General features: G+C 33.1%; 13 protein-coding genes. 11 read left to right on the top strand and 2 right to left on the bottom strand.

Going from position 1 to position 15552, the window contains the following annotated elements; all coding sequences use genetic code 11:
• Positions 1-121: 121 nt before the first annotated feature.
• Positions 122-1219, bottom strand: a complete 1098-nt coding sequence (serC, locus tag ACH0B5_RS04510) for a 3-phosphoserine/phosphohydroxythreonine transaminase (RefSeq protein WP_406927465.1) — start codon at positions 1217-1219, stop codon at positions 122-124.
• 463 nt (positions 1220-1682) lie between these two features.
• Between serC and ACH0B5_RS04505 the strand changes: the two genes are divergently transcribed.
• From ACH0B5_RS04505 to ACH0B5_RS04485, 5 genes are all read left to right on the top strand, one after another.
• On the top strand, positions 1683-1859 hold the full coding sequence (locus tag ACH0B5_RS04505; RefSeq protein ID WP_122970614.1) for a YjcZ family sporulation protein: 177 nt from the start codon (positions 1683-1685) through the stop codon (positions 1857-1859).
• A 149-nt stretch (positions 1860-2008) separates the two neighbouring features.
• Positions 2009-2125, top strand: a complete 117-nt coding sequence (locus ACH0B5_RS04500; protein WP_122970615.1) for a YjcZ family sporulation protein — start codon at positions 2009-2011, stop codon at positions 2123-2125.
• Positions 2126-2355: 230 nt separating this feature from the next.
• On the top strand, positions 2356-4491 hold the full coding sequence (locus ACH0B5_RS04495; RefSeq protein WP_406927464.1) for a DUF2339 domain-containing protein: 2136 nt from the start codon (positions 2356-2358) through the stop codon (positions 4489-4491).
• 71 nt (positions 4492-4562) lie between these two features.
• Positions 4563-5345: an SDR family NAD(P)-dependent oxidoreductase gene (locus ACH0B5_RS04490; RefSeq protein ID WP_406927463.1), complete on the top strand. Its 783-nt coding sequence runs from the start codon at positions 4563-4565 to the stop codon at positions 5343-5345.
• A 248-nt stretch (positions 5346-5593) separates the two neighbouring features.
• Positions 5594-6742, top strand: coding sequence for a toxic anion resistance protein (locus ACH0B5_RS04485; RefSeq protein WP_122970618.1), 1149 nt, complete (start codon positions 5594-5596; stop codon positions 6740-6742).
• A gap of 49 nt (positions 6743-6791) precedes the next feature.
• Here the strand turns inward: ACH0B5_RS04485 and ACH0B5_RS04480 are convergent, their stop codons facing one another.
• Positions 6792-7148 carry a CotD family spore coat protein gene (locus tag ACH0B5_RS04480; protein ID WP_341362129.1) on the bottom strand — a complete coding sequence of 119 codons (357 nt, stop codon included), beginning with the start codon at positions 7146-7148 and terminating at the stop codon, positions 6792-6794.
• Between the two features lie 515 nt (positions 7149-7663).
• Between ACH0B5_RS04480 and ACH0B5_RS04475 the strand changes: the two genes are divergently transcribed.
• The 6 genes from ACH0B5_RS04475 (at position 7664) to ACH0B5_RS04450 (ending at position 15543) form a co-directional block, all read left to right on the top strand.
• Positions 7664-8563: an ABC transporter ATP-binding protein gene (locus ACH0B5_RS04475; RefSeq protein WP_122970620.1), complete on the top strand. Its 900-nt coding sequence runs from the start codon at positions 7664-7666 to the stop codon at positions 8561-8563.
• Entirely contained in the window at positions 8556-9794 is a 1239-nt protein-coding gene (locus ACH0B5_RS04470) for an ABC transporter permease (RefSeq protein WP_341362128.1), read from the top strand. The genes ACH0B5_RS04475 and ACH0B5_RS04470 overlap by 8 nt, the downstream gene beginning before the upstream one ends.
• A 223-nt stretch (positions 9795-10017) precedes the next feature.
• Positions 10018-11775 (top strand): ABC transporter transmembrane domain-containing protein, encoded by a 1758-nt coding sequence (locus ACH0B5_RS04465; protein ID WP_341362127.1) that lies wholly within the window; start codon positions 10018-10020, stop codon positions 11773-11775.
• A complete protein-coding gene (locus ACH0B5_RS04460; RefSeq protein ID WP_406927462.1) occupies positions 11772-13541 on the top strand; it encodes an ABC transporter ATP-binding protein in 1770 nt (589 codons plus the stop codon). Before ACH0B5_RS04465 ends, ACH0B5_RS04460 begins: the two co-directional genes overlap by 4 nt.
• 173 nt (positions 13542-13714) lie before the next feature.
• The gene (gene rarD, locus ACH0B5_RS04455) at positions 13715-14641 is read left to right on the top strand and encodes an EamA family transporter RarD (RefSeq protein WP_341362125.1); all 927 of its coding nucleotides are present in this window, start codon (positions 13715-13717) and stop codon (positions 14639-14641) included.
• A 191-nt stretch (positions 14642-14832) separates the two neighbouring features.
• Complete coding sequence (locus ACH0B5_RS04450) at positions 14833-15543, top strand: cytochrome c biogenesis CcdA family protein (protein ID WP_122970625.1); 711 nt, start codon at positions 14833-14835, stop codon at positions 15541-15543.
• The last annotated feature ends 9 nt before the right edge of the window (positions 15544-15552 follow it).

Genomic DNA, 15552 nt, shown 5'->3' with positions numbered 1-15552 from the left:
ATAACAATATCCGTATTCAAACGAAACTAAACAGCCAATCGCCGGTTAAATACCGTCAACTAACTGTAAAGTAGGGTGTTTTCTTATTGTCTCAAAAATGATGGTCAGTACCCCATTTCATTTATTGATGTTTTTTCTGGAATTCAATCATAAAATTAGTAAGGGCTTGACATGCTTCAACCGGAACAGCATTGTAAGTTGATGCACGGCATCCTCCCACTGAACGGTGACCGTTCAAACCTACAAAGCCAGCTTCTTTTGCCTCAACAAGGAATTGTTTCTCTAGCTCTTCATCAGCAACACGGAATGTTATATTCATTAATGAACGTGATGATAACTCCGCATGTCCTTTATAAAAGCCATTACTTTGATCGATTACATCATAGATTAATTTTGCTTTGGCTTCATTGTTTTTCTCAATACCTTCGAGCCCACCTTGCGCTTCAACCCATTTAAGAACTTCCCCTAACATGTAAATACCAAAGGTTGGTGGAGTGTTATATAAAGAATTTGAATCTGCGTGTGTTGTATATTTTAACATAGTAGGAATGTTTTTGTTCGCTTTTTCAAGTAGATCTTTTCGAATAATGACAACGGTAACACCTGATGGACCAAGGTTCTTTTGGGCACCAGCATAAATAAGACCGAATTTACTAATATCAACAGGCTTAGAAAGGATATCACTAGACATATCTGCTACTAAAGGTACTTCGCCGGTATGAGGGAATTCCTTCCATTGTGTGCCATAAATTGTGTTGTTAGAAGTAATGTGCACATACGCATCTGTTTGATCAAATTGAATTTCGTTTAAAGTGGGGATATTTCGATATTTATTTTCTTTTGAACTAGCAGCTTCTGCTGTTTTTCCAAAAAGTAATGCTTCTTTTAATGCTTTTTCAGACCATGAACCTGTCAATACATAACTCGCCCTTTGATCTTCTTTTAAAAAATTCATCGGTACCATCGTAAATTGAAGACTAGCACCACCTTGTAAAAAAAGAACTTCATAGTTATCAGGAATAGCATATAACGCTTTTAATCGAGCGATTGCTTCGTTATGTACTGCATCATAATCTTTACTACGATGACTCATTTCCATTATGGACATTCCAGCGTTGTTGTAATTGATCAGTTCTTGTTGAGCTTTTTCAAGTACTTCTAGTGGTAGAGCTGATGGACCTGCATTGAAATTAAAAGCACGTGTAATGGTTGAATTCAAATGAACCACTCCTTGAAGAAATTTAATTGATATAGTTGATTATATACTGAATTTTACGTAAGTGGTTTTGAATATTAGATAAAAGTAATAAAAATTTTGATTTTTCGAATTTTATCGTAAATAAATAATACATATTTATACTAAATTTTTTTACTCAAAATATTTTATATATAAGATTCTTTTGAAGTGATGATAGTTTTTCGATAAAAGATGTACAAAAACCTTTCGAAAAATAACGGATTCGAAATACAGTCTATTTCAGAAAAATATTTGATTCTTAAACGTATGTCTTGCTACTAGTTTTTTTCAAAGCATTTATTAATCTGAGGTTAAAAAAATCTACAGTTTTATAGCTTTTTATGAAAAAGAATCTATTTTTTCTTAAGAAGCTCCACACTTGTCCATAACCTTACATTCTTAAAGTCATAAAGTAGAAATAGAACTGAGGAAAGGAGGATATGGCATGGGTTACTCTAATGACGTAGGTGGTGTAGGCGACTACTGTAATAATGTAGGAGGAGTAGAAGACAATCATTGTAATGGTGGTTCCGGCGGATTCGGCGGCGGCTTTGCATTACTTGTAGTTCTATTCATTCTTCTTATTATCATCGGTACGCAATTCAATAAAAGATACTATTAGTATTTTTTATTGATCAAAAGAATGGGAGCGCTATCCCATTCTTTACTACATAAATTGTAAAATCCTTTTTAAAACTAAACATTTGTCCCTAGTAATGCCGGGTATTAGTCATAAATTGTTAGTATCTTAGATAAAGGGGGAGAAATGTTATGCATTATAATTCATATGGTGATGGTGGTTACTCTAAAAATGGAAATGAATTTGTTCTACTCGTCGTTCTGTTTATTCTTTTAATTATCGTTGGAGCATTCTACTTCAACCACTAAAATATCATCGAACACCTTACGGGATTTTAAAGCTAGTTGGCTTTAAAATCCTTTTTATTTGTCTGTAATTAGAAAGGATTTCCAATTATAATTATAGAAAAGAGGAATACAGAGCTAAGACAGGAGTATATTTATAACATGCGTTTTCAGGATTTTGTTGGCCGTGTGAAAAGAAACATACATAAACGATTGAAATGATTAAGTAATAAATCAGTTTTGGAGGAACAAAAATGCAAAATGACACTGAAAAACGTATTGATTATCTTGAAAAAGAAGTACGTGAGTTGCGATTAGAACTAAATCAGTTAAAATCAGCTACAACGGGTTTTGAACAGCCATTACCAATTAAAGTAAAAAAGACAGTTGAAAAAGTACCGATGGAATTACAGAAAGCAAAAGTTAATCCAGTCAATTCAACTGAAAAAACTCGACCAAAGATTCAAACAGTCCCCCCTTCCAAGAAGCAAGCTTTACCACCAAAAAAACAAAAAAGCTTTGAAGAAATCATCGTTTGGTCTTTACCAAAAATATTTATGATTATTCTCGTTTTAGGTGTTTTATGGGGATTAAAACTAATTAGTGACTTTGGATTGCTTTCAACGGAAGTTAAACTCGTCTTAGCTTATGGATTATCAATCGCGTTATTTGTGATTGCGTACAGAATGGACAAAAAGAAAAGGGATACTTCACAAGTTTTAACCGTTGTTTTATATGGTGGAACATTTTGTATCGGGATCTTAACAACAGCAGCTGGAGCAATAATTTATGAAGTTTTAGGACTTTATTTTGCTTTATTGATTGCCTTCGTTTACATTGCATATGGAGTAGCTATTTGCTATGTGAAGAAGAATGAAGTTCTTTCAATATTCGTCATGTTCACTTCGTTGCTTTTACCGTACTTGTTAGAATATATGGATTTTAACGGACCGTGGATATTACTGTACGTTTTGATTATTTTTATTGCCATGCAGTTTATATTGATTAAACATGTTCAAAAAATTGCCCTTTATATTACATACGGTTTTTCCATACTAGCAGTAATAATTATTTGGCTACTCAATCAAGAACATCACTGGTTTTATTTATCTAGTGTCATTATTTTAAATGGTTTATTGCTTTATGTTTGGTGGCATCAAAATAAAGTAAGAGGGGAATATATTGCGTTCCACGAAGGTTTATTGTTTAGCTTAAGCGGATTAACCGTTGCAATCGTAAATTTCATTACAAATGAACCGGAACTAGCTTTGTTCTTCTTAACGATTATTTATATACAATTTGCTTACCAAGCTTATCGAAATAAAATAAAACAACTCGTAGATGTTATTGGAACGTTATCAATACTTACCGTATTTAACATGTTACTTGCTTTGGATTTATCCAATACAATAGACATCGTATTATTTCCTTTCAGTGCTTTTTTATCAATCATGTTGGCTATTCGAATTGGCGCTACGATTATGAAAATAACGTATAGTATTTTAATGACGATTACCGTTTTCAATCATTTATTACTAAGTGATGTTAAACCTTTTTGGACGATTGAACACGCAAACTATTTATTCATTTTAGTTTATTTAATTGTTATTTTCTTATATGTACAAAAACAAAGAGCCGTTAAAGTTAATGATAATTCAAAAGCAACCATTTATTTCTCAGGAGATCTATTGCCCATTATCATTACAAGCTTTTTCTTCTTTTATGTTAATCAATTTGACTATAGTTACATTTCAAACGATTACCCATATGCAACCTTTATATTAATAGCTGTTGCAACGTTTGGAAGTATCTTTATGCCAAAACGATTAACTGGGCGGGCATTAAAATATGTACTAATCTTCGCCTTTACTATTTCAACAATCAACTTACTACCGAGTCATTACGTATTTGGATTAGATATTTGGCTAAATATTTTTGCGCGGTTCATTTATATATGTTTCATCATATGGTTTATGGTGGATATTTTAATGAAAGGTACTCTCTATGAAACTTGGATTCGAAAAGTAAAAATCGATTTAGATGGACTTCATACGGTATGTATTTTGGCTGGGATGATGTTGTTGTATGGGCTACTCAATCAATTACAATTTGATCAATTGTTAAATCCGATATTTGTGATTGCTAGTAAAACAATACTTTTATTTATCGTTTCTAGCATTTCTTTATGGATCAGTACCACTTATCATTACAAGAAAGTAAAAGTAATGGGGTATGCCCTCATTGTTATCGCCATCTTTAAACTTGTATTTTTCGATTTAAGTTCTTTAAATCTATTTATTCGTGCCATTTTATTTATATCCATTGGAGGTCTTGGTTTATTTCTATCAAACAAATTATTATCAAAGAATGGTAAAGTGGAAGAAAAATAGAAAAATTCCCACAATTGAAATATTTTTTTATATAATTTAATTATCTTTCAAGAACAAAGGAGTTATCGAATATGGATTTAGGATTAAAAGATAAAGTAGCGATTATTACAGGAGCTAGTAAAGGAATTGGTTTATATACCGCTTTACAACTTGTCAAAGAAGGGGTGAAAGTAGTCATTGCTGCCCGTACGGCATCAACTTTAAATGAAGCAAAAGCATTTATCCAACAACATACTGGGCAGGAAATTTTAACGATCTCTTGTGATGTTTCAAAAGAAGAAGATTGTAAACGTCTAATTGAAGAAACAGTACAACATTATGGGAAATTAAATATTTTAATTAACAATGCCGGAACATCATCTGCCAACTCATTTGAAGATGTCGATACAGAACGATGGCATGCAGACTTAAATTTAAAATTATTCGGAGCAATCCATTGTTCGAAATATGCACTCCCATATTTAAAGGAACAAAAGGGTGGAGCGATTTTAAATTTAACAGCCGTACTGGCAAAAACGCCACCAGCTTCCAGCTTACCTACTACAGTGAGTCGATCAGCTGGTCTTGCGTTAACGAAGGCAATGAGTAAAGATCTAGGAAAATATAATATCCGGGTAAATTCTGTTTGTATTGGCTTAATTCGCAGTCGCCAAATCGAAGAAATATGGCAAAAGGAAATGCCAGATCATACTTGGGAAGAATATTCAACAGAAGTAGGGAAATCTATTCCACTAGGACGTATTGGAGATACGGAAGAAGCTGCAAATGTCATAACATTTTTAGTTTCCGATGCGGCATCCTATGTAACGGGTACTGCCGTAAACATTGATGGTGGTTCTGGTGCAGCGTTATAATCCTGTTCAATCCTGGTTGTTTCGGCAATCAGGATTTTTTCTATTATGTTAGTTAAATTTTAAAGATATTATGAATATACATTGAGCGTATTTATGACTATTGTTTCTGTAGTTTTCAATCGAAAATGAAACTTTTTTGCCATGTAAATCGTATGTTTTATATAAACGAATATGGTAAATGATTAGAGAAGAGTATACTTACTATTTTAGATTCAATAGATACCATTTGTTAGAACGGAGGATAAAAGATGTCTGAAACAAAAAATCCATTATTCGAAGATTTAGATACGATGGCAAAAGGTTCTACTGCTGAAGTTAAGGAAACGCCACAAACACAGCTTGTGTCTGAGCAAGAAATGTCCCAAATAAAAAAACGACAACTCGCTCTAAAACAAGAACCTCAAGTTCAGTCCCTAGCTGAAAAAATCGATGTAAAAAATCAAATTGCCGTCTTAGAATTTGGGAAAGAGACTGCTACAGCGATTTCGAATTTTTCAGATAAGATGCTTGCTACGATTAAAACGAGTAAGTTAGAAAAATCGAGTGAGTTAATACAAAACTTAAATAAAATTATGGATCGGTTTGATCCGCAAGATTTTAAAGAAGAGAAAAAAGGGAACTTTATAAAACGTCTTCTCAATAAAGGAAAAGAACAATTTGAGAGATTATTATCCAAATACGATACGATGAATAAAGAAATCGATGTCATTTACAATCAAATCCAAAAATATGAAATCGAAATGAAACGAAATACAATGGAATTGGAACAAATGTATGATCAAAACTTACATTACTTTCAAAGTTTAAGTGAACATATCGCTGCCATCGAAGTAAAACTAGAACAACTACAACCCCAAATTCCTATACTTGAAGCACGTGCCAACGAAGGGGATCAAGAAGCGATAATGGAGTTAGAATCGTTAAATCGTTCCATAGAGCTCTTAGAACAGCGCAGATACGATTTGGAAATGGCACAGCAAGTTTCTTTTCAAGCTGCACCTCAAATTCGTATGATCCAGCAAGGGAATAATCATTTAATCGGAAAAATTAACTCTGCTTTCGTAACAACAATACCTATTTTTAAACAAGGATTAATCCACGCCGTTTCTATTCAACGACAAAAATTAGTAGCAGACTCGATGAATGAATTAGACAAACGGACAAATGAAATGTTAATCCGTAATGCGGAAAATATACGGTCAAATAGTGTCAACATTGCTCGCACAGCGGGTCAGCCAAGCATTAAAATTGAAACAATTGAAACAACATGGCAGACCATTATGGCGGGTATCGAAGAGACAAAACAAATTCAAGCTGAAACGGTGCGTAATCGAGAAGAAGGTAGAAAACGGATTGAACAATTACAACTTGAATATGAAAAATTAAAAAGAATGTAAAATGAAAAAGATTACCTTCCACTAAAGAAAGGTAATCTTTTTTATTCATTTAGAAACCAAATCTTCTTCTTCTGTTCATTCCGCCAATACCGCCTACTCCGCCTGTTCCACAAAATCCGGCATTTCCACCGAATCCGCCAGGTCCCATTGGGAATCTATCTGCCCCTCGAACGAATTGATTAACAACAGATTCTGTTCTTGGGAAGAAGTGTTCATTATGAATTACATGTCTATTTACTGTAGTAGTGTGAATAGGATGAACATGTGGAACAACAGTGTTGATAATATTTGTTTTTACAACCTCTTGAGTTGGTGATACTCGTGTAGGCGCAACTCGTGTTGGTAAAACGTTTGGTGGACAGCAAATTGGATTATTGCAACGACCACGATGATGTTTTCTATGCATAAATTTTCCCCTCCTCTTTTTAATATTTACTGCAATAATAATGTATTCAATTGTAAGTAAATGAACTAGATTTTTACCTATTATATTGAAAGTACTAGCATAACAATTTTCTAATTTTATTTTTTTGTGATAAATTACCTTATTTTTATGAAAAGAGCCGAAGTTAATGTTAAAGGAATCAAAAAGCTTAAACTGGCCGATTTTACGCATGATATTTAGGGAAAACAAAAGCTAAAGACAGATAAGAATTCTATTAAATTTTGATAAATCATAGCTTTTTGAAAAGAAAATTCACCCATTTTACTCTTAAAATTCATGGTCAGATTTAAAAGTAAAATAATTTATTGGTATTTCATATCAAAAAATTCTCACTTAAAAGGGAAATTTCTTTATAATTGGAAAAAAGTAAGCGGATTTTATAATTCATGGAACTTTTTTAATTGTTATCCGTATAACAAAAGACAGCTATTAGTACAATACTCTTAGCAATCTAAAGTTCAGGAAGGAGCTATACAATGACTTTAGCCTTAAAACATGTAGTGAAAAAATATAAAGATTTCACTGCGGTTAACGATTTAAATTTCACAATAGGAAAAGGTGAAATTTTTGGTTTAATCGGTCAAAACGGTGCTGGAAAAACGACTACTTTCCGTATGATTCTTGATTTGCAAGAACAAACAGCAGGTAGTATAACATGGGATGGTTCACCGATTAATAAAATTAACCGTGATTGGTTAGGATATTTACCAGAAGAACGGGGTATTTTCCCACAAATGAAAGTTGAAGACCAATTGATTTTCTTCGGTAAATTACGAGGCATGAACCGCGATAAATTGAAAAAAGAAATTGATTTTTGGATTCAACGATTTGAATTAGAAGAGAAAAGAAATGAAAAAGCAGAAACATTGTCTAAAGGAAACCAGCAAAAAGTACAATTAATAGCTAGTTTCATTCACAAACCGAAATTTCTAATTTTAGACGAACCTTTTAGTGGCCTTGATCCAGTAAACCGCGATCTTTTAAAAAATGCCATATTACTTTTAAAAGAAAGAGGTGTTACGATTCTTTTCTCTAGTCACCAAATGGACAATGTAGAAGAGTTGTGTGACCATCTTTGTATATTAAAACGAGGTGTTTCATTGTTCTCTGGTAGTTTATTAGATTTGAAAAAACAATACGGGAAAACAAAGTTAACCATCCGTACAACTGTACCGAAGGAAGAAATAGAAAAAATGGCAGGGGTTAAAGACGTAAAAGTAGTGCGGGATGAGTATGTCTTAACGTTAATGGATGAATCCTTTGCAAAACCTATTTTTGAGTTGATTTCAAACGGTCAATATATTGAAAAGTTTAGTCTTGATTATTTATCCCTTGATGAAATCTTCAAAGATAAGGTAGGTGGCAATAATGAGTAAATTATCCATACTCGTTAAGCAACTTTATAAAGAAAAGGTAAGAGGGAAATCCTTTATTTTAATGACCCTTTTATACTTAGCTATTATTACAGTAGTAATGTATTGGTCCGATATTAAAGCACTGTTTGTTAACGATGAAGCTCTTCAAATCGCTTTAGTAAATGAAACACCAGTGGAATTAGAACCAATTTTCGCCTCCAATGATGACATTACGTTTAGTTATCCGACCGAGTCAAAAGAAAATCTATATAAACAATTAGAAGATGAAAAATTAGATGCGGTTGTAATTGTTTCAGATGAAAATGAATCAATAAAAGCGGAAATTGCTACATACACTCCTTTAAAGTTAAATGATCAATCTACCATTTCATCTTTAATCCAATATGCAGGTAGTATTTATGGTATTCAACAACTAAATTTAACAGCTGAGGAAGCAGAGAAAATATTAAACTCTGAACCGATTATTACAACAACAAATATTAATGAAGAAAGTGGAAATGCAAAAAGTGAAGATCAAAAACAATCTGGATTATGGGTATCATATGGTGTCGGTATTGTTATTTATTTCTTTGTTATGAGCTTCTTATCTATCATAACAACAGATGTCGCTTCCGAAAAAGGATCCCGTGCTTTAGAAATGTTATTAGTTAGTGTGAAACCAGGAACACATTTCCAATCGAAAATATTAGGTACAATGTTAGTCGCATTAACTCAGTTTGGTGTTATTTTCGGATTCCTATTTGTGCTCCTACGATTTACGGATGGCGGTTCAAAATGGGAAATCGTTCAGTCTATATTAAGTGATATTTCCTATTCATACGTATTTTACGTTCTTGCATTCCTATTGTTAACGGTTGTTCTTTATTTAATTATCGGAGCTTTATTCGGTTCCCTTGTTTCGAAAGTAGAAGAAGCTTCCCAAGTAATGATGCCTGCCATGATGATTACCTTAATCGGTTTTTATGTAATGATTTCAGGTATAGGTAACCCTGATACGATATTAATCAAAATATTCTCCTATATCCCATTGACTTCAGGAATGGTTATGCCAATGCGGATTGGAGCAACTGACATTTCCATTATTGAGCCTATTATTTCTTTAGTTATTCTTATTGTGACAGTTGTTGCCGCTTATATTTTAAGTCTTTCATTCTATAAGCGAAGTGTATTAACTTATAGTACAGGTGGCGTTATTGAAAAAATTAAAACTGTATTAAAAGTGACAACTTAATTTGTTTCGTCTCTATTAATAAAAGATATATGTTCGTTTCTTCGAACATATATCTTTTTTATTGCTTATACAACTTTCGACCGAAATGTTTCGAATATTGAATTATTTTTAGAAATCATCTTCACGCATTATACATTATTTGCTAAAATAAGTTGGTCTCATTCAAAGAACTGAAAATTCTAGAAATTAAAAATTTAAACTGAGGCAAGAAGAAGGTGAATCGATGAAAGTCTTTTTGAAATTAGGTTGGTTTTTTAAAGAAAGGAAAAAAGAGTATCTTATTGGGCTAACGATGCTTGCTTTAGTAGCGGTATTAAATTTAATTCCGCCAAAGGTTATAGGTTATGTCATCGATGAAATCGGTAGTCGTAAACTTACACCTGGTTCCCTTGGGAAATGGGTTGGTCTTATTGTAATTGTAGCCATTTTAGCATATATGCTTCGCTACTATTGGCGACTAATGATCTTTGGTTCATCCAATTATCTTGCGAAAAATTTAAGGGAAAAACTTTTCCGTCATTTTAGTAAAATGAGTCCGTCCTTCTATCAACAACGTCGAGTTGGTGACTTAATGGCCCATGCAACAAACGACATATCTGCGGTACAACAAACTGCAGGAGGCGGAGTATTAACTTTATTTGACTCTGTGACGACTGGTGGATTTGTGATTATTGCGATGGCTTTTACGATCGACTGGCGATTAACTTTAATTGCTTTAATTCCAATGCCACTTATGGCCATATCTACTAGTTACTATGGTAAATTACTACATTTAAAGTTTCGTGATGCACAAGCTGCCTTTTCTGATCTAAACGATAAAACACAGGAAAGTATTTCAGGTATCAAGGTCATTAAAACTTTTGGTCAACAAAAGGAGGATACTGATGACTTTACCCGACTTTCCAATGATGTAGTAGAAAAAAATATGAAAGTAGCTAAAATTGATTCTTTATTCGATCCGACCATTAGTTTAATTATTGGATTTAGTTTCATGTTAAGTCTCGGTTTTGGAGCAAAATTTATTCATGAAGGTACAATGTCAATCGGAGACTTAGTTGCTTTTAACACATACTTAGGTTTACTTGTTTGGCCAATGCTTGCCTTTGGTATGTTGTTTAACATTATGGAACGGGGATCTGCTTCCTATGATCGAATTGAACAACTTTTATCTGTTCCAGTTCAAATCGATGATAAAGAACAGGCAATTGATACAAAACCGAACGGTGATATTTTATTTTCAGTCAATGATTTTAAATTTCCTGGTGATGAAGCTAGCGCATTATATAACGTACACTTTGAATTAAAACAAGGCCAAACATTAGGAATCGTCGGTAAAACTGGTTCTGGAAAGACGTCAATTTTAAAACTGTTACTCCGTGAATTTGAAGGTTTTGACGGTGTAATAAAATTTGGGGATCACTCTATCGATGAATATAAAAAAATTAAATTGAGAGAAGCCATTGGTTACGTTCCTCAAGACCATTTTCTATTTTCAGCATCCGTTTATGAAAATATCGCATTTATTAACCCTAAAGCGGACAAAGAAACAGTGGAACGAGTTGCAAAGCTTGCCCATATACATGTTGACATTTTACGTTTTACTGAAGGATACGACACAATTGTTGGTGAACGAGGAGTTTCGCTATCTGGTGGTCAAAAGCAGCGGATATCGATTGCTCGTGCTTTAATGATGCAACCTGAACTATTAATTTTAGATGATTCTTTATCTGCAGTAGATGCTAAAACGGAAGAATCCATTTTAAAATCTTTGAAAGAAGCAAGAGAAGATTCTACAACGATTATTACATCCCATCGTTTAAGTGCCATTGAACATGCTCATCTCATTATTGTGATGCATGAAGGAACAATTGTAGAAAAGGGTACCCACGAGGAATTAATGGAACTCCAAGGACGTTATTATGAAATGTATCAACTTCAACAATTGGAACAATTAGTAGAAAAGGGAGGGGAAGTCAAATGAATAAACAACCAGCCTTTTCTAGTAAAGAACAAAGACAAATTGTTATTAGACTTTTTAGTTACTTGAAACCTCATAAAAAAGCAGTTTCTTTCGCCCTATTTTTATTATTGTTGACGGTTATTGGCGACGTTTTAGGACCTTATATAATAAAAGTATTCCTAGATGATCACTTAGCAGTTGGGAATTTTGATTTCCAACCAATTATTCTTCTAGCCGTATCTTATTTTATCATCCAAGTGTTAAATGTCGTTATTTCCTATTTGCAGTTAGTAAAATTCCAAGAGATTGCTTTAAAGATTATACAGCAACTAAGAATCGACGTATTTAAGAAAATTCATCAACTAGGTATGCGCTATTTCGATGATACGCCGGCAGGGACGATTGTATCCCGGGCGACAAATGATACAGAGGCAATTAAAGATTTATTTGTTTCCGTTTTAAGTACTTTCGTCCAAGCTGCTTTCCTAATTGTAGGGATATATGTTGCGATGTTTTTATTAAATCCATTGTTAGCATTGTTTACACTCATTTTACTCCCGCTTATTTTCTTAGTAGTTTATTTATATCGAAAATATAGTTCCGTTGTCTATATGACGATGAGGGAAAAGTTAAGTCAATTGAACGCTAAATTAGCGGAGAGTTTATCTGGCATGGGCATTATCCAAGCTTTTAGGCAGGAAAAACGATTTAATGACGAATTTGACGAAATTAATCATGAGCATTACATAGCGATGATGAATAATACAAAGTTGAATAGTATTTTACTTCGTCCCGTTATTGATCTAATCTATTTTACTGCCATTGTCATTTTATTAACCTATTTCGGAATTACGTCCTTTGAAACGGCCATTGAAGTCGGAACGGTATATGCGTTTATCACATATATCAATCGATTTTTTGAACCTGTTAATAATGTAATGGAACGATTAGCGATTTATCAACAAGCCATCGTTGCTGGATCCCGAGTGTTCACTTTACTTGATGAAGAAGAAATCGAACCAAAACAAGGGGAAAGCAATGAACTTATCACTGAAGGTTTGATTGAATTTAAAAATGTTACTTTTAGTTATGATGGCAAAACAAATGTATTAAAAAATATTTCCTTTACTGTGAAACCTGGTGAAACGATTGCTCTTGTTGGACATACTGGAAGCGGGAAAAGTTCGATTATTAATTTATTAATGCGCTTTTACGAATTTGAACAAGGTGATATTTTCATAGATGGAGTTTCGATTAAATCCTATAGTAAAAATGAGTTAAGAAGAAAAATTGGTTTAGTACTTCAAGATCCGTTTCTATTTTATGGAACGATAGAAAGTAACATTAAACTATTTAATGATGAATTGACCGAAGAAGATGTAGTCGATGCAGCGAAGTTTGTTCAAGCCGACACGTTTATCGAACAATTACCAAACGGATATAAGCAACGGGTAACGGAAAGAGGTTCGACATTCTCAAGTGGTCAGCGCCAACTTGTAGCCTTTGCCCGAACGATTGCAACCAATCCAAAAATATTAGTTTTAGATGAAGCAACAGCATCGATTGATACAGAAACGGAAGTAGCTATTCAATCTTCCTTAGAGAAGATGAGAAAAGGGAGAACAACCATTGCAATCGCCCATCGTCTCTCAACTATTCAAGATGCTGAACAAATTTTAGTTTTACATCAAGGGGAAATTATTGAAAAGGGTACCCATCAAGAATTGTTAGCACAACAAGGGCTTTACCATAAAATGTATTTATTACAAAACGGAATCGTACAATAAAGGGGAGTAGGGGATGTTTCAAATTGAAACATCCCTTTCTTTCCTATCAATATTGCGCATTTTTTCTATTCTAAAGGTTTTAAAGGAATGAATGAGGCATAGTCATTTACTTCATTATTTTCGAGGACTATAATTGGTGTATTCTACAGATATAAATTGAAGAAGGTGTCAAAATGAATGAAAATCAAAAAGGTATTTTTTATGCATTCGCAGCATATGGAATATGGGGGATCTTTCCCCTTTACTGGAAGCTACTAAATCATGTTGATAGTTTAGAAGTATTAGTTTCTAGAGTAATTTGGTCCTTTGTTTTTACGTTTATTTTTATTTTAATCATTAAACAAAGACATTTACTTATGGAAGATTTAAAATCTTTATGGAAAAATAAAAAACTATTTCTATCTCTTCTAGCAGCTTCCTTCGTCATTTCTTGCAACTGGTTTTTATATATTTATGCAGTTAATAATGACCATGTAGTAGATGCAAGTTTAGGTTATTATATTAACCCATTAATTACGGTTGTGTTTGGAATGATTTTCTTTAACGAAAAGTTATCGAAGCTTCAATTATGTTCAGTACTTGTCGCATTCATTGGTGTGCTATTTTTAACTTTCGGCTATGGAAAAATACCATGGATAGCCCTTTTAATTGCCTTTAGTTTTGCAATTTATAGTGCATTAAAGAAAAAAATTACCCTGAATGCTACGCGTGGATTAGTAATCGAAACGTTATTTATGCTACCTTTCGCTTTAGCTTACTATATTTATATTATGTCTACTAATAAGATGTCCTTTTTACATTTTAATTGGCAAACGGATCTTTATTTAATTTTAGGTGGGGTAGTAACTGCATACCCTCTTATATTATTTGCAAAAGGGGCGAAATTGCTACCGCAATACGTAATCGGTTTTATCCAATATATGACTCCTACCATTGTACTTATTTTAGGAATCGTTTTATATCACGAGCCCTTTACATCAACGGAATTAGTATCCTTTAGTTTCATTTGGTTAGCAATCCTGCTCTTTACGATATCAACGATTATAGAGTCGAGAAAGAAACATATTTTAAACCAACAAACCGTAAATAGTAAAGTGTAGTTATTTATTTTAATAATTTGGACTTTTTTAGAACTTATAAGGGGAAGTATATAGATACTTAACACATCATTATTAAGTGAACATCGTATTGTCTTCATAATGAATTGGACATGAAATTTTCACATTCCTTTAAAGGCATTTTGATGAAAAGTTTGGTACGATGAAGACATTAATTGTAAGGAGAGAACTACATGAACACAGATGTTAATGTCTTTTTAGCATTCGGTGCAGGGTTTTTAAGTTTTATTTCACCCTGTACTTTGCCCCTTTATCCAGCTTTTTTATCCTACATAACGGGGATGAGTTATGATGAGCTGAAAAATGAAAAAGGGATGTTACAAAAGAGAGCCATTTTACATACGTTATTCTTTTTAATTGGTTTTTCCATCATTTTTATTGCCATCGGTTTTGGAACTTCGTTGGCAAGAGATTTTTTCATCTCGTATCAAGATTTATTAAGACAAATTGGTGCAATTCTAATTGTCATTTTCGGGTTAATGATTGTAGGGTTATTACAAATTGATTTTTTAATGAAAGATCATAAATTTCAATTTAAAAATAGACCGTCTGGATACTTAGGTTCATTATTAATTGGCCTTGCATTTGCTGCAGGTTGGACCCCTTGTACAGGTCCGATTTTAATGTCTATTATTACTTTAGCAGGAGCTAATCCACAATCTGGACTATGGTATATGTTAGCTTACTACTTTGGCTTTGCAATACCGTTCTTTATATTATCATTCTTCATTTCTAAACTTGGCTGGATTCGTAAACATAGCCAAAAAATCGTTAAAGTCGGTGGGGTTATTATGATTGCTGTCGGAGTTTTACTATTTTTCGACGGTTTAGATTATATTATTCGCCTGCTTTCTCCTTTCTTTGGAGGATTTACCGGTTTTTAATAAACTAAA

Origin of the sequence: Ureibacillus sp. 179-F W5.1 NHS (genome assembly GCF_045369345.1) — a bacterium.
GTDB lineage: Bacteria > Bacillota > Bacilli > Bacillales_A > Planococcaceae > Ureibacillus > Ureibacillus halotolerans.
The sequence above is the reverse complement of the archived record's forward strand: the minus strand, read 5'-3'. Positions and strand labels throughout refer to the sequence as shown.

What these genes read in the sequence shown, in the direction of transcription:
- ACH0B5_RS04490 (WP_406927463.1), top strand. Translation starts at nt 4,563, where the DNA reads ATGGATTTAGGATTAAAAGATAAAGTAGCGATTATTACAGGAGCTAGT.
- ACH0B5_RS04465 (WP_341362127.1), top strand. Translation starts at nt 10,018, where the DNA reads ATGAAAGTCTTTTTGAAATTAGGTTGGTTTTTTAAAGAAAGGAAAAAA.
- ACH0B5_RS04480 (WP_341362129.1), bottom strand. Translation starts at nt 7,148, where the DNA reads ATGCATAGAAAACATCATCGTGGTCGTTGCAATAATCCAATTTGCTGT.
- ACH0B5_RS04485 (WP_122970618.1), top strand. Translation starts at nt 5,594, where the DNA reads ATGTCTGAAACAAAAAATCCATTATTCGAAGATTTAGATACGATGGCA.
- ACH0B5_RS04460 (WP_406927462.1), top strand. Translation starts at nt 11,772, where the DNA reads ATGAATAAACAACCAGCCTTTTCTAGTAAAGAACAAAGACAAATTGTT.
- ACH0B5_RS04450 (WP_122970625.1), top strand. Translation starts at nt 14,833, where the DNA reads ATGAACACAGATGTTAATGTCTTTTTAGCATTCGGTGCAGGGTTTTTA.
- ACH0B5_RS04470 (WP_341362128.1), top strand. Translation starts at nt 8,556, where the DNA reads ATGAGTAAATTATCCATACTCGTTAAGCAACTTTATAAAGAAAAGGTA.
- rarD (WP_341362125.1), top strand. Translation starts at nt 13,715, where the DNA reads ATGAATGAAAATCAAAAAGGTATTTTTTATGCATTCGCAGCATATGGA.
- ACH0B5_RS04500 (WP_122970615.1), top strand. Translation starts at nt 2,009, where the DNA reads ATGCATTATAATTCATATGGTGATGGTGGTTACTCTAAAAATGGAAAT.
- ACH0B5_RS04495 (WP_406927464.1), top strand. Translation starts at nt 2,356, where the DNA reads ATGCAAAATGACACTGAAAAACGTATTGATTATCTTGAAAAAGAAGTA.
- ACH0B5_RS04505 (WP_122970614.1), top strand. Translation starts at nt 1,683, where the DNA reads ATGGGTTACTCTAATGACGTAGGTGGTGTAGGCGACTACTGTAATAAT.
- ACH0B5_RS04475 (WP_122970620.1), top strand. Translation starts at nt 7,664, where the DNA reads ATGACTTTAGCCTTAAAACATGTAGTGAAAAAATATAAAGATTTCACT.